At 70.4% G+C, this 20,512-nt stretch carries 15 protein-coding genes and 1 tRNA gene; 11 read left to right on the top strand and 5 right to left on the bottom strand.

What is annotated here, in order from left to right; translation table 11 throughout:
• The first annotated feature begins 815 nt into the window (after positions 1–815).
• The 8 genes from dnaN to ACYUD3_RS07410 all read left to right on the top strand — a co-directional run bounded on the left by dnaN (position 816) and on the right by ACYUD3_RS07410 (position 10,899).
• A complete protein-coding gene (gene dnaN / locus ACYUD3_RS07445) occupies positions 816–1,946 on the top strand; it encodes a DNA polymerase III subunit beta (RefSeq protein ID WP_470965559.1) in 1,131 nt (376 codons plus the stop codon).
• Positions 1,947–2,175: 229 nt separating this feature from the next.
• Positions 2,176–3,051 (top strand): phosphogluconate dehydrogenase (NAD(+)-dependent, decarboxylating), encoded by an 876-nt coding sequence (gene gnd / locus ACYUD3_RS07440; protein ID WP_470965557.1) that lies wholly within the window; start codon positions 2,176–2,178, stop codon positions 3,049–3,051.
• A gap of 97 nt (positions 3,052–3,148) precedes the next feature.
• Positions 3,149–4,270 (top strand): DNA replication/repair protein RecF, encoded by a 1,122-nt coding sequence (gene recF / locus ACYUD3_RS07435; protein ID WP_470965555.1) that lies wholly within the window; start codon positions 3,149–3,151, stop codon positions 4,268–4,270.
• A complete protein-coding gene (locus ACYUD3_RS07430; RefSeq protein WP_470965551.1) occupies positions 4,267–4,833 on the top strand; it encodes a DciA family protein in 567 nt (188 codons plus the stop codon). The genes recF and ACYUD3_RS07430 overlap by 4 nt, the downstream gene beginning before the upstream one ends.
• Before the next feature lie 402 nt (positions 4,834–5,235).
• A complete protein-coding gene (gene gyrB / locus ACYUD3_RS07425; RefSeq protein ID WP_470965548.1) occupies positions 5,236–7,299 on the top strand; it encodes a DNA topoisomerase (ATP-hydrolyzing) subunit B in 2,064 nt (687 codons plus the stop codon).
• 42 nt (positions 7,300–7,341) lie between these two features.
• On the top strand, positions 7,342–9,918 hold the full coding sequence (gene gyrA, locus ACYUD3_RS07420) for a DNA gyrase subunit A (RefSeq protein WP_470965545.1): 2,577 nt from the start codon (positions 7,342–7,344) through the stop codon (positions 9,916–9,918).
• Positions 9,919–9,936: 18 nt separating this feature from the next.
• On the top strand, positions 9,937–10,692 hold the full coding sequence (locus tag ACYUD3_RS07415; RefSeq protein WP_470965542.1) for a DUF3566 domain-containing protein: 756 nt from the start codon (positions 9,937–9,939) through the stop codon (positions 10,690–10,692).
• A gap of 133 nt (positions 10,693–10,825) precedes the next feature.
• Positions 10,826–10,899 (top strand) — tRNA-Ile (locus ACYUD3_RS07410).
• Positions 10,900–11,131: 232 nt separating this feature from the next.
• Here the strand turns inward: ACYUD3_RS07410 and ACYUD3_RS07405 are convergent.
• The gene (locus tag ACYUD3_RS07405) at positions 11,132–15,151 is read right to left on the bottom strand and encodes an nSTAND1 domain-containing NTPase (protein ID WP_470965539.1); all 4,020 of its coding nucleotides are present in this window, start codon (positions 15,149–15,151) and stop codon (positions 11,132–11,134) included.
• Positions 15,152–15,446: 295 nt separating this feature from the next.
• Between ACYUD3_RS07405 and ACYUD3_RS07400 the strand changes: the two genes are divergently transcribed.
• A complete protein-coding gene (locus ACYUD3_RS07400) occupies positions 15,447–15,890 on the top strand; it encodes a hypothetical protein (protein WP_470965537.1) in 444 nt (147 codons plus the stop codon).
• On the opposite strand, the gene ACYUD3_RS07395 is transcribed toward ACYUD3_RS07400, so the two are convergent.
• From ACYUD3_RS07395 to ACYUD3_RS07385, 3 genes are all read right to left on the bottom strand, one after another.
• On the bottom strand, positions 15,879–16,214 hold the full coding sequence (locus ACYUD3_RS07395; protein ID WP_470965534.1) for a winged helix-turn-helix domain-containing protein: 336 nt from the start codon (positions 16,212–16,214) through the stop codon (positions 15,879–15,881). The genes ACYUD3_RS07400 and ACYUD3_RS07395 overlap by 12 nt on opposite strands.
• Entirely contained in the window at positions 16,211–16,654 is a 444-nt protein-coding gene (locus tag ACYUD3_RS07390; RefSeq protein WP_470965531.1) for a hypothetical protein, read from the bottom strand. Before ACYUD3_RS07390 ends, ACYUD3_RS07395 begins: the two co-directional genes overlap by 4 nt.
• Positions 16,655–16,857: 203 nt before the next feature.
• Positions 16,858–17,190, bottom strand: a complete 333-nt coding sequence (locus ACYUD3_RS07385) for a DUF6344 domain-containing protein (RefSeq protein ID WP_470965528.1) — start codon at positions 17,188–17,190, stop codon at positions 16,858–16,860.
• A gap of 340 nt (positions 17,191–17,530) precedes the next feature.
• Here ACYUD3_RS07385 and ACYUD3_RS07380 point away from each other — a divergent pair, with 340 nt between their 5' ends.
• A complete protein-coding gene (locus ACYUD3_RS07380) occupies positions 17,531–17,659 on the top strand; it encodes a DLW-39 family protein (protein WP_003999697.1) in 129 nt (42 codons plus the stop codon).
• A gap of 174 nt (positions 17,660–17,833) precedes the next feature.
• A complete protein-coding gene (locus tag ACYUD3_RS07375; protein ID WP_470965524.1) occupies positions 17,834–19,129 on the top strand; it encodes a hypothetical protein in 1,296 nt (431 codons plus the stop codon).
• Here the strand turns inward: ACYUD3_RS07375 and ACYUD3_RS07370 are convergent.
• Positions 19,093–20,487 (bottom strand): serine/threonine-protein kinase, encoded by a 1,395-nt coding sequence (locus tag ACYUD3_RS07370; RefSeq protein WP_470965521.1) that lies wholly within the window; start codon positions 20,485–20,487, stop codon positions 19,093–19,095. The genes ACYUD3_RS07375 and ACYUD3_RS07370 overlap by 37 nt on opposite strands.
• Positions 20,488–20,512: the final 25 nt, after the last annotated feature.

The raw sequence follows: 20,512 nt of genomic DNA, 5'->3' as shown, positions 1-20,512 counted from the left end.
CGCCGCCCCATGAGCCGTTGCCGAACCGACGCCCGCTGTTCGATTGACCGCGAGGACACGGCCTTCTTCCACAGATTCGGTGACTTTTTCCCGTCCACACCCTGGGGACTGGGAAGTTGTCCAGACTGTGTCCACAGGCAACCCTGTTGATGGAACATCAGGGCTGGTCATGTGGCTGTGGATTCGTGGACAACCGATCTCCACAGGCTGTGGAAAACTTCTCCGTCCACAGGCTGTGCGAAAAGTTATCCACGCCTCGCCCACAGGTTGTGGGCGCTTGTCCCCAGTGATCGTCCGCTTCTCCACAGAGCTGTCCACTGTTCGGCAACGCGACGCGCGCCCTCACCGGGTCGAGTGAAAGGCGTCACACGAACTTGCCGGGTTGGGCTGTGGGAAACGGGGGTAAAACTGGGGACGCTTCTGGGGACAAGTAGGGCTTGCCTGGGGACGGAGTGTGCAGAACTTTCTGTTCTCCACAGAAGACGCCGGTTGTCCACCGGCGCCCTCCACAGGACCAGTGGATAAAAAACCGCCCCTGAGCTGGGAAAACGGGGTTATCCACGGTATCCACAGCCCCTACTACTAAGACCAACTAGAGAGAGCACGGGAATCGTTTCGAAGCGGGGGCTGTGCACAACTCGCTCCGAGGTCTCCGGCTGCCCCTGGTCACGACTTGACCCCGAGGGGCACCAGCTGTCAGTGGGGTGCGTCAGACTGGTCCCCGGTGTCCTTCCCCTCGCCGAGGGCCGTGACACCCAGAAGACGACGAAGGCGAAGCAGGCCGAGAGCGCCGGCAGCAGCAGGAGGCGGCAAGAGTGAAGATCCGGGTGGAACGCGACGTACTCGCGGAGGCCGTGGCCTGGGCGGCGCGCAGCCTCCCGGCCCGCCCGCCGGCGCCTGTCCTCGCCGGGCTGCTGCTGAAGGCCGAGGAAGGCCAGCTGAGCCTGTCGAGCTTCGACTACGAGGTCTCGGCCCGGGTGGGCGTCGAGGCCGAGGTCGACGAGGAGGGCACGGTGCTGGTCTCCGGCCGCCTGCTCGCCGACATCTGCCGCGCGCTGCCGAACCGTCCGGTGGAGATCTCCACAGACGGTGTACGGGCGACGGTGGTCTGTGGATCGTCCAGGTTCACGCTGCACACGCTGCCGGTCGAGGAGTACCCCTCGCTGCCGCAGATGCCGAACGCGACGGGCACCGTCCCCGGTGAGGTCTTCGCCGCCGCCGCGGCCCAGGTCGCCATCGCGGCCGGCCGTGACGACACGCTGCCGGTCCTGACGGGCGTCCGCATCGAGATCGAGGGCGACACGGTGACGCTGGCGTCCACCGACCGCTACCGCTTCGCCGTCCGCGAGTTCCTGTGGAAGCCGGAGAACCCCGAGGCGTCCGCCGTCGCCCTGGTCCCCGCCAAGACGCTCCTGGACACCGCCAAGGCGCTCACGAGCGGCGACAGCGTCATCCTGGCGCTCTCCGGCTCGGGCTCCGGCGAGGGCCTGATCGGCTTCGAGGGCGCCGGCCGCCGTACGACCACGCGGCTCCTGGAGGGCGACCTCCCGAAGTACCGGACGCTGTTCCCGACCGAGTTCAACTCCGTCGCCGTGATCGAGACCGCCCCCTTCGTGGAGGCCGTCAAGCGCGTCGCCCTGGTCGCCGAGCGCAACACCCCGGTGCGGCTCAGCTTCGAGCAGGGTGTGCTGATCCTGGAGGCCGGCTCCAGCGACGACGCACAGGCTGTGGAGAGGGTCGACGCCAACCTGGAGGGCGACGACATCTCGATCGCCTTCAACCCGACGTTCCTGCTGGACGGCCTCAGCGCCATCGACTCCCCGGTGGCCCAGCTGGCCTTCACGACGTCCACGAAGCCGGCCCTGCTCAGCGGCCGTCCGGCCCTGGACGCCGAGGCCGACGACGCCTACAAGTACCTGATCATGCCGGTCCGCCTCAGCGGATGACGTTCAGCGGGCGATCTGCTGGGGGTGTAGGGGTTATCCCCCACAAGGCGCAGTGTGCCGGTGCGTCTGAGCGGCTGATCCAGCAGCGCCCTCGGCCGGGAGCCCCCCGCTCCCGGCCGTACGCGTTTGAGCGGGTATGCCCACAGCTGTGCGCGGCCGTCCAGGTTTAGGCTCGGACCGGGGTACGGACGTGCCTCTCCCGCCAGCACCGCAACCTAAGGAACCACTGATGGAGCTCGGTCTCGTCGGACTCGGCAAGATGGGCGGCAACATGCGCGAGCGGATCCGCCGCGCCGGCCACACCGTCGTCGGATACGACCGCAACCCGGACCTCGCCGATGTCCACAGCCTCAAGGAGCTTGTGGACACCCTCCAGGCCCCGCGCGTGGTGTGGGTGATGGTCCCGGCCGGCGGCCCGACGCAGTCCGTCATCGACGAGCTGGGCGGCCTCCTGGAGGCGGGTGACACGGTCGTGGACGGCGGCAACTCCCGCTGGACGGACGACGAGAAGCACGCCGAAGAGCTGGCCGCCAAGGGCATCGGTTTCGTCGACGCCGGGGTCTCCGGCGGTGTCTGGGGCCTCCAGAACGGCTACGCCCTCATGGTCGGCGGCGACGCCGCACACATCGCGAAGGTCCAGCCCGTCTTCGACGCCCTCAAGCCCGAGGGCGAGTTCGGCTTCGTCCACGCCGGCAAGGTCGGCGCCGGACACTTCTCCAAGATGGTCCACAACGGCATCGAGTACGCCATGATGCAGGCCTACGCCGAGGGCTGGGAGCTGCTGGAGAAGGTCGACTCCGTCACCGACGTGCGCGAGGTCTTCCGCTCCTGGCAGGAGGGTACGGTCATCCGGTCCTGGCTGCTGGACCTCGCCGTCAACGCCCTCGACGACGACGAGCACCTGGACAAGCTGCGCGGCTACGCGGAGGACTCCGGCGAAGGCCGCTGGACCGTGGAAGCGGCCATCGACCACGCCGTACCGCTCCCCGCGATCACCGCCTCCCTCTTCGCCCGGTTCGCCTCCCGCCAGGACGACTCGCCGCAGATGAAGATGATCTCGGCCCTGCGCAACCAGTTCGGCGGCCACGCCGTCGAGTCGAAGTAGTCCACAGGGCCGCCCCGCGGCCCCCGCAGTCCACCGGCCCTCGGTCCACGAGGGCCGCCCGCGATCCACAACCCCCGGGGGAGGTCGGCCGACGACCATGCACGTCACGCATCTGTCGCTGGCCGACTTCCGTTCCTACACCCGGGCCGAGGTCCCGCTCGACCCGGGTGTCACCGCGTTCGTGGGCCCCAACGGGCAGGGCAAGACGAACCTCGTCGAGGCCGTCGGCTATCTCGCCAGCCTCGGCAGCCACCGCGTCGCCTCCGACGCCCCGCTGGTGCGGATGGGCGCCGACCGGGCGATCGTCCGCGCGCAGGTCCGCCAGGGCGAGCGGCAGCAGCTGGTCGAGCTGGAGCTGAACCCCGGCCGGGCCAACCGCGCGCGGATCAACCGCGCGGCCCACAGCAGGCCCCGGGACATTCTCGGCATCCTGCGCACGGTGCTGTTCGCGCCGGAGGACCTCGCCCTGGTCAAGGGCGACCCCGGGGAGCGCCGCCGGTTCCTCGACGAGCTGGTCACGGCCCGCACGCCCCGGATGGCGGGCGTGCGCTCCGACTACGAGCGGGTCCTGAAGCAGCGCAACACCCTTCTGAAGACGGCCGCGCTCGCCCGCCGCCACGGCGGGCGGTCCATGGACCTGTCCACCCTGGACGTCTGGGACCAGCACCTCGCCCGCGCGGGCGCCGAACTCCTCGCCCAGCGCCTCGACCTGCTCGCCGCCCTCCAGCCGCTCGCCGACAAGGCGTACGAGCAGCTCGCGCCCGGCGGCGGCCCGGTCACCCTGGAGTACAAGCCGTCGGCCCCCGGCGCCGCGCACACCCGCGAGGAGCTGTACGAGCAGCTCCTGGCCGCTCTCGCGGACGTCCGCAAGCAGGAGATCGAACGCGGCGTCACCCTGGCGGGCCCGCACCGCGACGACCTTCTCCTCAGGCTCGGGCAGCTGCCCGCCAAGGGCTACGCCTCGCACGGCGAGTCCTGGTCCTACGCCCTCGCTCTCCGTCTCGCCTCATATGACCTGTTGCGCGCCGAGGGCAACGAGCCGGTGCTCGTCCTCGACGACGTCTTCGCGGAGCTCGACGCCCGCCGGCGCGAACGGCTGGCGGAGCTGGTGGCGCCCGGGGAGCAGGTGCTGGTGACGGCGGCGGTGGACGACGACGTACCGGATGTCCTTGTTGGGGCGCGGTTCTCGGTCTCCGGGGGGACGGTGGAGCGGGTATGACCCTTTCTGGTGTGAATCCTGCTGGTACCGGTCCTGACGAACGGCCGTCCGGGAAAGTTCCCGAGCCCTCCGGTGTCGATCTCGCGCGGGTGGCGCTCAAGGCGGCCCGTGAGCAGGCCCGCGCGCGGGGGGACGCGGTCCAGCAGAAGAAGCAGGCCCGCCGGGGCGGCGGGCTGCGCTCCGGCGCGCGCGCGGACGGCCGTGACCCCATGGCGCTCGGCGCCGCGATCAACCGGCTGCTGACCGAGCGCGGCTGGGAGGCCCCGGCGGCGGTCGGCGGGGTGATGGGCCGCTGGCCGCAGATCGTCGGCGAGGACGTCGGCAAGCACTGCGTGCCCGAGCGCTACGACGAGGACGAGCGCGAGCTGGTCGTGCGCTGCGACTCGACGGCCTGGGCGACGAACCTGCGGCTGCTGGCGCCGACCCTGGTGGCCCGGCTCAACCAGGACCTCGGCCATGGCGCCGTGACGCGGATCAAGGTGCTCGGTCCGGGCGGTCCGGTCCGGCGGTACGGCCCGCTGCGGGCGCCGGGCAGCACGGGGCCCGGCGACACCTACGGGTGACGTACCTCACGCCGCCTCCACCCCGCCCGGAGTCGAACGGACGCGGCCTCCGGGACCGTACATACAAATGACTCCCGATCTACCCGTCAAAGCCCTGCGAACCAGGGCGAATTCCCACCTGACTGGTCAGTAGCCAAGGGTTGACACCTGGAAGCGCTGAGTGGCGCCGTACGGCTCTTGGAGCCCCCTTCCGAATATCGGGAGTCGTGAGAGGCCGGTTGAGGGCGGCACATGGGGACTCAGGTACCGGCAAACCCCCATCACTGTCGGTGCTACCGGTAGACTGGAAGCCAATCCCGCCCCAACGTGGGGACCGTCCGGGAAAAGCTGAGCAACGCTGATCAAGGCTTACCAACGCAACATGCCGCAGCCGCTCCGGCAACCCGCCGGTGGTCCTGGCTCGTGCTGTGCCAGAAAGGGCGCTTCGTGGCCGATTCCGGCAACCCCAACGAGAACAACCCGTCCACCGAAGTCGGCGAGAACGGCGAGGTCACCGCGAAGTACGACGCCGGCGCGATCACCGTCCTCGAAGGTCTTGACGCGGTCCGCAAGCGGCCCGGCATGTACATCGGTTCGACCGGTGAGCGCGGTCTGCACCACCTCGTCTACGAGGTCGTGGACAACTCGGTCGACGAGGCGCTGGCGGGACACGCGGACACCATCGACGTGACGATCCTTCCCGACGGCGGGGTCCGCGTCATCGACAACGGCCGCGGTATCCCGGTGGGCATCGTGCCCTCCGAGGGCAAGCCGGCCGTCGAGGTCGTCCTCACCGTCCTGCACGCGGGCGGCAAGTTCGGCGGCGGCGGCTACGCGGTCTCCGGCGGTCTGCACGGCGTGGGTGTCTCCGTCGTGAACGCCCTGTCGAGCAAGGTCGCCGTCGAGATCAGGACCGACGGCCACCGCTGGACGCAGGACTACAAGCTCGGCGCCCCCACGGCCCCCCTCGCGCAGCACGAGGCGACCTCCGAGACCGGCACCTCGGTCACGTTCTGGGCCGACCCGGACATCTTCGAGACCACCGAGTACTCCTTCGAGACGCTGTCGCGGCGCTTCCAGGAGATGGCCTTCCTCAACAAGGGCCTCACCCTGAAGCTCACCGACGAGCGCGAGTCGGCGAAGGCCGTCACGGGCGCGGACGAGGCGGGCGGGGACGACAGGGCCGAGGTCAAGACGGTCACGTACCACTACGAGGGCGGCATCGTCGACTTCGTGAAGTACCTCAACTCCCGCAAGGGCGACGTCGTCCACCCGACGATCATCGACCTGGAGGCCGAGGACAAGGACAAGAGCCTGTCCCTCGAGGTCGCCATGCAGTGGAACAGCGGCTACAGCGAGGGCGTCTACTCGTTCGCCAACATCATCCACACGCATGAGGGCGGCACCCACGAAGAGGGCTTCCGCGCGGCGCTCACGAACCTGATCAACAAGTACGCGCGCGACAAGAAGCTGCTGCGCGAGAAGGACGACAACCTCACGGGCGACGACATCCGCGAGGGTCTGACGGCGATCATCTCGGTCAAGCTGAGCGAGCCGCAGTTCGAGGGCCAGACGAAGACCAAGCTGGGCAACACCGAGGCGAAGACGTTCGTCCAGAAGGCCGTCTACGAGCACCTCAACGACTGGCTGGACCGCAACCCCAACGAGGCCGCGGACATCGTCCGCAAGGGCATCCAGGCGGCCACCGCGCGGGTCGCGGCCCGCAAGGCGCGCGACCTGACCCGCCGCAAGGGCCTGCTGGAGTCGGCGTCGCTGCCGGGCAAGCTGTCGGACTGCCAGTCCAACGACCCGACCAAGTGCGAGATCTTCATCGTCGAGGGCGACTCCGCCGGCGGCTCCGCGAAGTCGGGCCGCAACCCGCAGGTGCAGGCGATCCTCCCGATCCGCGGCAAGATCCTGAACGTCGAGAAGGCGAGGATCGACAAGATCCTCCAGAACCAGGAGATCCAGGCGCTGATCTCCGCGTTCGGCACCGGTGTGCACGAGGACTTCGACATCTCGAAGCTCCGCTATCACAAGATCATCCTGATGGCGGACGCCGACGTCGACGGCCAGCACATCAACACCCTGCTGCTGACCTTCCTGTTCCGCTTCATGCGCCCCCTGGTCGAGGCCGGCCACGTCTTCCTCTCCCGCCCCCCGCTGTACAAGATCAAGTGGGGCCGTGAGGACGTCGAGTACGCCTACTCCGACCGCGAGCGCGACGCCCTCCTGGAGATGGGCCGCCAGCGCGGCAAGCGGGTGCGCGAGGACTCGATCCAGCGCTTCAAGGGCCTCGGCGAGATGAACGCCGAGGAACTGCGCGTCACGACCATGGACCAGGACCTGCGCGTCCTCGGCCAGGTCACCCTCGACGACGCCGCCCAGGCCGACGACCTGTTCTCCGTCCTCATGGGCGAGGACGTCGAGGCCCGCCGCGCGTTCATCCAGCGCAACGCCAAGGACGTCCGCTTCCTCGACATCTGAGTCGGTCTCAGCTGACCGCAGCAGAAAGGATCTTGACCAGCAATGACCGACGAGAACACCCCTTCCGTCCCCGAGGAAGGCACCTTGCGGATCGAGCCCGTCGGGCTCGAGACCGAGATGCAGCGCTCGTACCTCGACTACGCGATGTCCGTCATCGTCTCCCGCGCGCTCCCCGACGTCCGCGACGGCCTCAAGCCCGTCCACCGCCGGGTCCTGTACGCGATGTACGACGGCGGCTACCGCCCCGAGCGCGGCTTCTACAAGTGCGCCCGCGTCGTCGGCGACGTCATGGGCAACTACCACCCGCACGGCGACTCCTCGATCTACGACGCGCTGGTGCGCCTCGCCCAGCCGTGGGCGATGCGGATGCCGCTCGTCGACTCCAACGGCAACTTCGGCTCCCCGGGCAACGACCCGGCCGCCGCCATGCGCTACACCGAGTGCAAGATGGCGCCGCTGTCGATGGAGATGGTCCGCGACATCGACGAGGAGACCGTCGACTTCACGGACAACTACGACGGCCGCTCCCAGGAGCCGACCGTCCTGCCCGCCCGCTTCCCGAACCTGCTGATCAACGGCTCGGCCGGGATCGCGGTCGGCATGGCGACGAACATCCCCTCGCACAACCTGCGCGAGGTCGCCGCCGGCGCCCAGTGGTACCTGGAGAACCCGGAGGCCACGCACGAGGAGCTGCTCGACGCCCTCGTCGAGCGGATCAAGGGCCCCGACTTCCCCACCGGCGCGCTCGTCGTCGGCCGCAAGGGCATCGAGGAGGCCTACCGCACGGGCCGCGGCTCGATCACCATGCGCGCGGTCGTCGAGGTCGAGGAGATCCAGAACCGCCAGTGCCTGGTGGTCACCGAACTCCCCTACCAGGTCAACCCCGACAACCTCGCGCAGAAGATCGCCGACCTCGTCAAGGACGGCAAGATCGGCGGCATCGCGGACGTCCGGGACGAGACGTCGTCGCGCACCGGCCAGCGGCTCGTCATCGTCCTGAAGCGGGACGCGGTCGCCAAGGTCGTCCTCAACAACCTCTACAAGCACACCGACCTCCAGACGAACTTCGGCGCCAACATGCTGGCGCTGGTGGACGGCGTGCCGCGGACGCTGTCCCTGGACGCGTTCATCCGGCACTGGGTGACGCACCAGATCGAGGTCATCGTCCGCCGCACCCGCTTCCGGCTGCGCAAGGCCGAGGAGCGGGCGCACATCCTGCGCGGGCTGCTGAAGGCGCTGGACGCGATCGACGAGGTCATCGCGCTGATCCGGGGCAGCGAGACCGTCGACATCGCGCGTACGGGCCTCATGGCGCTGCTGGAGATCGACGAGATCCAGGCCAACGCCATCCTGGAGATGCAGCTGCGCCGGCTCGCGGCCCTGGAGCGGCAGAAGATCATCCAGGAGCACGACGAGCTCCAGGCGAAGATCACCGAGTACAACGCGATCCTCGCCTCGCCGGTGCGCCAGCGGGGCATCGTCAGCGAGGAACTCGCCGCGATCGTCGAGAAGTTCGGCGAGGACCGCAAGACGATGCTGGTGCCCTACGACGGTGACATGTCCATCGAGGACCTGATCGCCGAGGAGGACATCGTCGTCACCGTCTCGCGCAGCGGCTACGTCAAGCGCACCAAGACGGACGACTACCGGGCGCAGAAGCGCGGCGGCAAGGGCGTGCGGGGCACGAAGCTCAAGGAAGACGACATCGTCGACCACTTCTTCGTCTCCACCACCCACCACTGGCTGCTGTTCTTCACCAACAAGGGCCGCGTCTACCGCGCGAAGGCCTACGAGCTGCCCGACGCGGGCCGGGACGCGCGTGGCCAGCACGTCGCCAACCTCCTCGCCTTCCAGCCGGACGAGTCGATCGCCGAGATCCTCGCGATCCGCGACTACGACGCGACGCCGTACCTGGTCCTCGCGACCAAGGCGGGTCTGGTGAAGAAGACGCCACTGAAGGATTACGATTCGCCCCGCTCCGGCGGTGTGATCGCGATCAACCTCCGTGAGCGCGAGGACGGTTCGGACGACGAGCTGATCGGCGCGGAGCTGGTCTCCTCCGCCGACGACCTGCTTCTGATCAGCAAGAAGGCCCAGTCCATCCGCTTCACGGCCACCGACGACACCCTGCGTCCCATGGGCCGCGCGACCTCGGGTGTCAAGGGCATGAGTTTCCGCGAGGGCGATGAGCTGCTCTCGATGAATGTCGTGCGACCCGGTACTTTCGTCTTCACCGCCACCGACGGCGGGTACGCCAAGCGAACCAATGTCGCCGAATACCGCGTCCAAGGGCGTGGGGGCCTCGGTATCAAGGCCGCCAAGATCGTCGAGGACCGCGGTTCGCTCGTCGGTGCGCTGGTGGTCGAGGAGACCGACGAGATCCTCGCCATCACGCTCGGCGGCGGTGTGATTCGTACGCGAGTCAACGAGATCAGGGAGACGGGCCGTGACACCATGGGCGTCCAACTGATCAACCTGGGCAAGCGCGATGCCGTGGTCGGCATCGCCCGTAACGCCGAGGCGGGGCGTGAGGCGGAGGAGGTCGAGGGAGACCTTGACGCCGTCGAGGACTCCGCAGCGGCCGGCACGGACGAGGGTGACTCGCCCTCGGCCGAGTAGCACGAGGAGAGAGTCATCGTGAGCGGAGCCACGGGCGCCGGTACGTCTGCCGGTACGGCCGGTACGTCGGCTGGTACGGCCGGTTCGGAGAAGGACGGCGGCGGCCGTGGCTCCGCCGCGGCACCGGGTTCGTCTGCGGGGGGTTCGCCGGTGGCGGGCGAGCCCCGGGACATGCAGACGACTCAGCTGAAGGCGATCAAGGACGAGCCTTCGGTCAAGGGCTCGGGGGGTTCGTCTGCGGGCGGTTCGTCTGCGGGGGGTTCGTCTAAGGGGGGCGCGTCTCCGCTCCCGGGCGAGCGCAAGCCGCAGGAGCAGCAGTCGGCTCCCTACCACCCGCCGCAGGCGTACGACGGCCCCGCCGAGGCCGTCCGCCACCCCCGCACCGGTGCCCGCACCGCGCCGCGTGTCCGCAAGGCCCGGCTGCGGGTCTCCAAGGCGGACCCGTGGTCGGTGATGAAGGTCAGCTTCCTGCTCTCCATCGCGCTGGGGATCTGCACGGTCGTCGCGGCGGCGGTGCTGTGGATGGTCATGGACGCGATGGGGGTCTTCTCCTCGGTCGGCAGCACCATCTCCGAGGCGACCGGCTCCAACGAGTCCAACGGCTTCGACCTCCAGTCCTTCCTGTCGCTCCCCCACGTGCTGATGTTCTCGATGATCATCGCGGTCATCGACGTGGTCCTGGCGACGGCGCTGGCGACGCTGGGGGCGTTCATCTACAACCTGGCGGCGGGGTTCGTGGGCGGGGTCGAACTGACGCTGGCCGAGGACGAGTGACGGTCCTGGACGAGGGCGAGTGAGCTGCGCCCAAACCCTCCGGGGCGGGCCTGTCTCAACCGATTTTGGGACTGCCCCGGTCGTGCGCTAATCTTCAGGAGTCAGCGCGCGGGAGACACACCGCAAGCGCGGCGGGGCTATAGCTCAGTTGGTTAGAGCGCATCCCTGATAAGGATGAGGCCACAGGTTCAAATCCTGTTAGCCCCACTTTTTGAAGACCCTCAACCGGTTCGGTTGGGGGTCTTTCGCGTTGCCGAGGGGTGGGGGCGGTGTGGGTATGGAAAAGCCCCGGGCTGTGGGGTCCGGGGCAGGGGGAGGCTCGGTCGCTGGCGACGGGGGATGCACCAGCGACCGAGCTATGGCCAAGGCTAACAAGGGTGTTGGGGAAGTGGGGGGTGACTCTTCAGGTGGAATGGGGCGGTGTGACTGGGATCACTCTTTATTTCGGGCATGGGGGGTCGTAGTCGAGGCGCGGGAGGTAGTCGTGCCAACGGGCCCTCGTCAGGACGTTCTTGGTGGTCGCGCAGATGTGGGTGATCGCGTCGGCCGCGTCGAGGTCCCAGAGGCGGACGGTTCCTGAGCCGCTGGAGACGCCGAGCAGGTGGTCGGCGGGGCTGAAGGCGAGGAAGTTGCCGGTCTTGGCGCTGGGGCTCATGGACTGGCCGATGGGGGAGGCCTGGGACGGGGTGCTGACGTTCCAGAGGCGGATCGTGTTGTCGTTGCCGCCGCTGGACAGGGTGGTGCCGTCCTGGCTGTAGGTCAGGGAGACGACCGCCTCGGTGTGGCCGGTGAGGGTCGCGGCCAGCCTGCCTTCGGGGACCGTCCAGATGCGGACGGTGTCGTCGTCGCTGCCGCTGGACAGGGTCTTGCCGTCGGGGGCGATGGCCAGGACGTTCACGGGGCCCTTGTGGCCGGTCAGGACGTTCGTCAGGCGGGCGCCCGTCGGGGTCAGGGCCCAGAGGCGGACCGTGCCGTCCGCGCTGCCGCTGGCGAGGGTCTCGCCGTCGGGGGTGAACGCCAGGGCGTTCAGGTAGCCCTTGTGGCCGGTGAGGGGGGCGCCGACGCGGGTCGGGTGGGCGGGGTCCGCCACGTTCCACAGCTGGATGTTCCGGTCGGCCACGGCGGTGGCCAGGGTGTGTCCCGAAGGGCCGCCGTACGCGATGGAGTTGGGGCCCGAGAAGCGGGTGCCGAGGATCAGCGGGGGGCCGTAGGAGACGGGGTGGGAGGGGTCGGTGACGTTCCAGAGGTAGACGGAGCGGTCGGCGGTGAGGACGGCCAGGGAGCGGCCGTCGGGGGAGAAGACGATGTCCCGGGCGCCGCCGTCGGCCGGCATGAAAGGGCCGCTGAGGGCGGTCGGCGCGGACGTCTTCGCCACGTTCCACATCCGCATCCGGCCGTCGCGCGCGGCGGTGGCGAGGACCTGTCCGTCGGGGCGGAAGGCGGCGGTGCGGCCGACGACGTCGGAGGCCGGGATGGACCAGAGACGGACCTTGTTGTCGCCGCTGCCGGTGGCGAGCGTGCGGCCGTCGGGGCTGAAGCCGAGCGCGTACATCTCGCCGCTGCCGCCGGCGAGGGGCTCGCCGATCTGGGAGGGGTAGGCCGGGTCGCTGACGTTCCACAGCGTGGCCGTGGAGTCCGCGCTGGCCGCCGCCAGCTTCGTGCCGTCGGGACTGAACGCCACCGACCAGACCGGGCCGGTGTGGCCGGTCAGCGGGGTGCCGATCAGGGCGGCGTGCACGGGGTCGGTGAGGTCCCAGAGGCGGATCGTGTCGTCGGAGCTGCCGGTCGCCAGGGTCTTGCCGTCGGGGCTGAAGGCGACGGAGTGGATCGTCCCGGTGTGGCCGCGCAGCACGGTCGGGAGCCGGGTCGGGTGGCGGACGTCGGCCGTGTCCCAGAACATCACCGTGTTGTCGTCGCCCCCGGCCGCGAGCAGTTCGCCGTTCGGGCTGAAGGAGACCGAGCGGACCGCCGCGGTGTGGCCGGTCAGGGTCGCCAGCGCGGACGCCCTCGCCGGGTCGGCGACGTTCCACAGGCGTACGGTCTTGTCCTCGCCGACCGACGCGAGCGTCTTGCCGTCGGGGCTGAACGTGATCAGGTAGATCGTGCCGGTGTGGCCGGTCAGCGGGGCGCCGATCGGCTGGGGGTGGGCGGGGTCGGTGACGTTCCAGAGGCGGATCGTGCCGTCGTCCGCCGCGCTGGCGAGGGTCTTGCCGTCGGGGCTGAAGACGGCGCTGCTGACCCAGCTGGTGTGGCCGGTGAGCGTGGTGAGCGGCTTCGGGGCGCTGCGGTCGGTGACGTTCCACAGGCGGACCGTGCGGTCGTAGCTCGCCGTCGCCAGGAGCTTGCCGTCGGGGCTGAACGTCGTCAGGTAGACCGCGCCGGTGTGGCCCGACAGCGGGGTGGCCAGCGGGGCGTTGACGATGGAGATGAGCCGGCCGCGCGCGCCCTCGTCGTCCGGGCGCAGCTGGTGGGCGACCAGGTCGAGCTGGGCGGAGAGTGAGGGGTCGGTGTACTGGAAGCGGTCCGCCTCGGCGACGACCGACTCGAAGACGGCGTCGTTGCGCTGCTGCCAGGCCAGCACGGCCGCGCCCGCCGCGAGCACGGTCAGCACGACCAGTGCGGAGACGGCGGCCCGGCCGAGCCACAGGGTGCGGCGGCGCAGCCGGACCGAGGCGGCCAGGAAGTCGGCGGCGCCCCGGGTGAGGAAGGTGTCCCCCGCGGACTTCGCCCAGGTGTGGGCCTGTTCGAGGCGTGAACCCCGGTACAGCAGCGCCGAGTCGCGGTGCAGCTCCTCCCAGGAGCGGCTGTCGTCCTCCAGGCGCTGGCGCAGGAGGTTGCCGGAGCGGTCCTCGTCGATCCAGTCCCGCAGCCGCGGCCAGGCGCTCAGCAGGGCCTCGTGGGTGATCTCCACGGTCTCCGCGTCCAGGGTCACCAGCCGGGCGCGGACCAGTGCCTCCAGGGACTCCTCGGTCTTGCCCGGGTCGGTGGCCTCGTGCGCGAGCTGGCGGCGGGTGCCGCGGCGGCGGGTGGCGCGGGTGTCCTCGCCGAGCCGGACCAGCCGCAGCAGGAGCAGCCGGGTCGCCGAGCGGGCCGCCGGGTCCAGGTCGGACCAGGCGCGCTCGGCGGTCGCCGCGACGGCGCCCTGGATGCCGCCCGCCGCCCGGTACCCGGCGAGCGTCAGCCGGCCGCCCTTGCGGCGCTGCCAGGTCGCCAGCAGGGCGTGCGAGAGGAGTGGCAGGACGCCGGGGCCCTCGACGCCTACCTCACGCACGATCAGCTCCGCGAGCCCCGTCTCCAGCTCCAGGCCCACCGCCTTCGCCGGTCCCGTCACCACCTCCCGCAGCTCCGCCGCCGTGAGCGGGCCCAGGACCATGTGCCGGTTCTGGAGCGCGTCCGCCAGCTCCGGGTGGGCCAGGCAGCGTTCGTAGAAGTCGGCGCGGATGCCCAGGACCACGGGGGTGTGGGCGGAGAGGGTGTGCAGCAGGCGGACGAAGGTGCGGCGCAGGGGGTCGTCGGCGCAGAGGGTGAAGGTCTCCTCGAACTGGTCGACGACCACGATGGGGAGGGGGGCGGGCTGGGCCGCGGCCCACTCCTCTACGACGGTTTCGAGGTCGGGCCAGGTTTCTTCGGGGTCGGGGTCCGTTTCACGTGAAACATCGCCCGCTCGCCGCGCATCTCCCGTTTCACGTGAAACACCGTCACCTTGCGGAGCTTCACCTGTTTCACGTGAAACATCGCCTACTTGAGCCCCTTCCCCCGTTTCACGTGAAACATCGCCCTCCCGCAGCCCCGCAATATGCTCCCCCAGCGCTGCCAGCGGATCAGCCCCCGGTACGACATGAAGTACCCCCCTCCCCTCCCCCAGCGCCCCCGCCTCCACCTCGGGCACCAGTCCCGCGTGCAGCAGTGACGACTTGCCCGCCCCGGACGCCCCGACCAGCATCACCAGCCCGCCCGTGCCCTCGGCGGCGCGGAGTTGGGTCAGCAGGGCGTCCGTGCTGCGCTCCCGGCCGAAGAACCAGCCCGCGTCCTGCTGCCGATAGGAAGCGAGCCCTCGGTACGGGCAGACGCTCCCCGGCAGCGGAGCCGGCTCGGCGGTGCCGGCGGGTGCGGGGGGCTCGGCGCCGACCGGGTCCGTCAGCGCCCGCTCCCACAGCTTCTGCCACTGCGCGAAGTCGTAGAGCCCCGGCGAGACCGGTACCGCGCGTGTCCGCCGGGCCGCGGGTATGAGGACGTGCAGGACCGCCGCCAGCGCGCTGAACTGCGCCGGCACGTTCCGTGCCCGCCGCCAGTCGCTGATCCGCTGCGCGGAGACCCGCAGCGGGCGTCCGCGCTCGTCGACGCGCTGGAGCCGTACGACCGCCTCGGACACGCTCTTCAGGGGCGGGTTTCCCGCCTCCCGGTACAGCAGAGCGAGCCGCTCGGCGAGTGCCGTACGTGCCCCTGAGCCGGAACTCAAGGTTCCACCCCTTACTTCCCCCGCGCTCGAAATCCGGACCGGAAAACCCACTTTATAGGGCTGACCTGCGACGATAACGTCCGCTTACCCCTTGGGGACTCCTGCGAACCGGACAACGCTGGCACGATCTCGACCCGACGGTTCATGCGCAGTGAATCGGCTTCGCCGCTTGGTCCGGCACCGGTCCCCACGTGGGGAGGGACCGGTGCCGGACAGGCGGGGGCTGGTCATCTGAAGGGGCCTCAGTTATCGTCCGCGTGGCTGTTGCCGTTGCCTTCTTCGGAGGTGAGCGCACGTGGAGTCGATCAGTCCTCCCGGGGAGCCGCGCTGGGTCGCGCTCTTCCGCCCGCCGGCCGCGGACTCCTGGCGCGTCGCCGCCGAGTCCCCGTACCGCGCGCCCGTCCTCTACGCCCTCGGCGAGATGACCCGCGCCCGCGCCGACCGCCTCGACATCGCCCTGTGGGGGCCGAGGGACGGCGCCTGGCACCGGTACGAGACGGCCGCCCCTGCGCAGACGCCCACTCCTGAGGCCGCCCCGCCCGAGCCCGGTGCCGGCTCCGCCAGCCACAAGGAACGTATGCAGGACCGCCGTCAGCAGGCCCTCCTCGCCGGGCTCGCCAAGGCGGGCGTGCACGAGCTCGGCGACGCCGACGTCACCGCCGTACGCGAGTTGGTGGACCGGCTCGACGAGACGACCGTCCGTCGGGTCGCTCACTGGCTGGCTCTGTCAGGGCGCTGATCCGCTCGCCTGGGTCCGTGCCCGGTCGGCGATCTGCTGGAGGGCCTCCAGGTGGGCCGCCAGCCGGGCGTGGCCTTCCTGGGTGAGCGACAGCCAGGTGCGGGGGCGTTTGCCGACGAAGCCCTTGCGTGCCTTGACGTGGCCCGACTCCTCCAGCGCCGAGACCGTCTTGCTGAGCGCCGAGTCCGACATGCCCAGGCCGTCCCGCACGGTCCTGAAGTCGGCTTCCAGGCAGCCGGAGAGGAAGGCGGCGAGCGCGAGGCGGGTGGGGTGCTGGATGGCGGCGTCCAACTGGGGGCCGGGAGTCCGGGGATCTGGGGTCATGCCGTCGGCTTCCTGCGCTGCTGCGTCTGGTACCAGGTCAGGGCGCCGCCCACGACGCCGAAGACGGCGAGGCCGGCGGGGAAGCCCAGGAGCAGGCCGATCAGGACGGCCACGGCCGTCAGTACGAGGAACGGCACCTGCCGCAGCCGGCGTTCGCGTGTCGTGCCGGCCGGCCACAGCAGGACGCCGCCCGCCCTGGTCGTGGCGACGTTCAGCGCGAGGCAGGCGAGCATGCAGAGCACCGCGAACACGGCCAGCCAGGCCCGGCCTTGGGGGTGGCCGGCGACGACGGCGTAGCACGTGAAGCCCGTGGCGAAGAGGAGGCCTGCGGCCGGCGGGTGCCAGGCGGGGATGCGGCGGGCCTCGCGCGCGGCGGACCGGGCGGCGCGGGCTGCGGCGAGGGCGGCTTCGGCGGCTGCCGGGGTGGTGGAGTCCGTCATGCCCGCCAGACTGGCATCTACTTTCTGTATTGGAAAGTAGTTTCCTGGCCAGGGAGCGCCCAAGGGGTGGCTAGGAAACGGCCGGGAAAGGGGGCGGGCACGGCGAAGGCCCGGGGCTCTGGGGAGCCGCCGGGCCTTTGTGTGCTGGGCGTACGCAAGTCGCCGTTGTTCCGTGTCGCTTAAGCCGCGCTGCGGCTGTGCGGCTATGCCGGGGAGAAGGTCCAGCCCTGTGGGGTGAGGAGGTCCGGGTCCTGGAAGGTGCAGCCCGGTGGGGCGCAGAGGTCGTCCGGGTCGGCGAGGTGGCGGACCGAGGGGGAGGAGCCGTGGGCCTCCGCCGTGATGCGTTGCTTCATGGTCGGGGGGAGGGCTCGGGACCAGGCGGGGAGGGGGGCCGTGAGTGGTTGAGGGGCTGTCGTCGCTGCCGTCGTCTGCGTGGGGGTCGCCGCTGCCGCCGTGGTCGTGATCAGGCCGAGGGCCGTGCACAGGGCGAGGAGAGCGGTGATGATCGTGGTCCACAGGTGACGGAAGCGGTTCATGGTCCCTCTGCTTTCGGATGGGGCGATTTGCGTACTTTCCTCATCATGTGTATGAGCGACGTGATGCAAAGCACCCGGCGTCGTGGCGTGGCGATGTTCTGATGAACACCACCCGGATGGACCTATCAGGCCCGAAAGTCGGACAAGGTGGTTCGGGTGGGGTGAAAAGTGACCGTCCGTGGGGGTGTGATCACCCTGCGGTCCGAGGGGGCTCATATGCGTCTACTCGGCGTCCGGGGGCGGGAGTTGAGGGGCGGACGCAGGTCACCGATCGATATCGGTCGGTGTGTATAGTCGGGCGGCAGAGGTCCCCTACGTCAAGGAAAGACGAGGTCGCGCGGTGAAGAAGCTTCTCCTGGTCGCACTGGCCGCCATCGGCGGGCTCCTCGTGTACCGCCAGATCCAGGCGGATCGCGCCGAGCAGGATCTGTGGACGGAGGCGACTGACTCCGTGCCCACGGGTTCCTGAGCGCCGTATCCCGAGTACCTGCCGACCCCGGCCGCCCCGAGCGGCCGGGGTCTTTGCGTGCCCGCGCGGGGAACGCGGCCCCCTGTTCGGCCGTAGGCGGGAAAACGGCGGTGCCGGTGGCGTCCGACTGGCGAAGATGGTCGGCGGCGGGTAGGCGCGCGGATCGGAGGCGGCATGGGGTGGCGTACGGCCGTGGGGGCGGGTGTGGTCGGGGTCGCGCTGGCGGTGGGGGGCGTCGCGCGGGCGGCGGATGTCCCGTCGTACGCCTTCGTGCCCGGGGCTCGTACCGTCGGCGGGGCGCTCGCCACGGCGGATGCGGTACGGCTGGAGGTCGGGCGGGCGTACCGGAGTGTGCTGGAGGGGCGGGAGAAGGTCTATTACCGGCTTGATCTCGATGCCGTGTCCACCGCCTATGTGTCCGTGACCGCCGTGCCGGGCGCGGACGCCGAGCCGGCCGTCAGTGACGGGATCAAGGTGGTCGTGCAGGACGCCAACGGGCTCAACTGCTCCACCGACTCCGTGAACTTCGGGTCCGTGACCAGTCCGCATCCGATCGTGGCGTGGGGGGAGCGGGACGGCGGGGGCGGGCGGTCGGTGTGCCGGGCGGCGGGGGCCTATTACGTCGTCGTCGAGCGCAACCGGAGTTCGGCGAAGTCCGCGTCGGACGACTCCTGGGAGCTGGAGCTGGTGACCGTCTCCGAGCCCGCCGTCGCCTCCGGCGGGCCCTCCGCCGCGCCGGAGCGGTGGGATTCCGCCACGCCGGCCGCCGTCGCCGGGGAGGCGCGGCGGCGGCCCGGCGGGGCCGGGTTCGCGTCGGCCACCGATCTGGAGCAAGGGGTCTGGCGCGATGACGTCCTTCCAGGTCAGACCCTGTTCTACGCCGTTCCGCTGGAGTGGGGGCAGCAGGTCTCCGTCAGCGCCGAGCTCGGCAGCGGCGGGTCCGGGTCCGGGTTCGTCGCCTCCGCGCTCGACGTCGTGCTCTACAACCCCGTGCGGGCGAAGGTCGTGGAGGAGCGGATCGGGTACGGCGGGGAGCAGAAGGCGGGGGTGCTGCGGGCGGTGCCGCCGGTGTCGTACGCGAATCGGTTCGCTCGGGACGACTCCGTGGGCGGGATGCGGTTCGCCGGGGACTATTACGTCGTCGTCCATCTGGCCGCCGCGGTCGGGGAGAAGTTCGGGGCGGGGCCTTATGGGGTGACCTTGCGGGTGGGGGTGAAGGGGGTGGTCGGGGTGGGGCCGGCTTATGTGGGGGACTCTGTGCCTGCCGGGATGTTCGGGGGTGCTGTCGGCGGGGCTTCGCCTTCTGGGGTGGGGGGTGGTGCGCGGGCCGCCGGTGGGGGGGATCCGGTGATGGTCGCCGTGGCTGTGGGGGGATTCGGGGTGGGGACGCTTGTGGTGGCCGTGCTGGGGGTGTGGGGGGTGGTCGGGCGGCGTCAGATGCGGGTGAGGGCCCAGAAGCCGATCGCGTAGCTGGTGAGGGCGAGGAGGAGGAGGGGGATCGCGATTTTTGCCGGGGGGCCGGGGCGGCGGCGGGTGGCGGCTCGGCGGGCGGCGGCTCGGCCCAGGGTGGGGGGCGGCGCAGGGGCAGGGGCGGGGGTTTGTTGGGTGTAGGGGGCGGTGGGGGGTGTGGGGGTCGGGGTGTGGGTGGGGGTGTGGGTCGGGAGCGGGGGGATTGCCGGGGTTCTCGGGCGCTCTGAGATTTCCGGGGGGCCCGAGAACGCCGAGTTCCCCTGGCTTCCCTGGCTCCCCTGGCTTCCCGGGCTTCCCGGGTTTTCCGGTGCTCGTACCGGTCCCCACCCCGCCGAGACCGACGCCGTGTGGGGGGTGGCGCCCGGCCAGGTGGCTGTGGGTGGGGAGGTGAGGGGTTTGGGGGGGATGCGGAGGGTGGCTGAGCTGACGGGGGTGTGGGGGGTGTCGTACGCGTGGGGTTTCAGGGGCTGGGTGGGGACCGTCGTCGGGCCGTCCGGGGTGAAACCCCTGGGGAGGGGGGAGAGTTGGTCGAAGATCTCGATCTGGTCGTCGTCCTCGGTGGGGGGCAGGAGTTCGGCGGCCGTGAGGAGGGCTTTGCGGGCGCCGGTCGCGGTGCGGAAGCGGGTCGGGGGGTCCGGTTGCAGGAGCGTCGCGATGATCTGCCAGAGGGGCTCGGGGACGCCCTGGGGCGCGCTCGGGGTGCCGTGCTCGGCGAAGTGCTGGACGATCCGTTTCGCGTCGGGCTTCTTGCCCTCCAGGAGGTACAGCGCGACGAGGCCCACGGCGAACAGGTCGGCCGGGAAGTCCGGGTCGGCGCCCAGGAGTTGCTCGGGGGCGATGTAGCCGGGGGTGCCGACGACCAGGTTGGTGTCCGTCAACCGGGGTTCGCCCAGCCGCATCGAGATACCGAAGTCGGACAGCCGCAGGCGGGGGCGGCGGGTGCCGGTCGCTTCGAGGAGGATGTTCGCCGGTTTGATGTCCCTGTGGACGACGCCCTCGGCGTGGACGGCGGCCAGGCCCGAGAGGAGCTGGTCGAGGAGGGTGCAGACGAACGGTGGGGGGAGGGGGCCGTAGTCGCCGATGAGGCTGACGAGGGAGCCGCCGCGGACCAGGTCCATCGTGAAGAGGACCTTGTCGTCGTCGGCCGCCCAGCTGGCGGGGGCCAGGACGTGGGGGTGGTCGATGCGCAGCGCCTGTTCGCGGACGAAGCGCAAGAGGGAGTGGGCGTCGCGCTGTTGGAGGACCTTGGCGGCGACGTACCGCTTGCGGCGGTGGTCCCAGGCGCGCCAGACCGCGCCCACTCCTCCTCTGCCGATCGGGTCGACCAGCTCGTAGCGTCCGGCGAAGACCTCACCCATGTGGTGCGTTGCTCCCTTTTCTTGA

The sequence above is a fragment of the Streptomyces sp. AMJ-169 genome (genome assembly GCF_055597585.1).
Note: the sequence above shows the minus strand (reverse complement) of the source record. Positions and strands in the feature narration are given on the sequence as shown.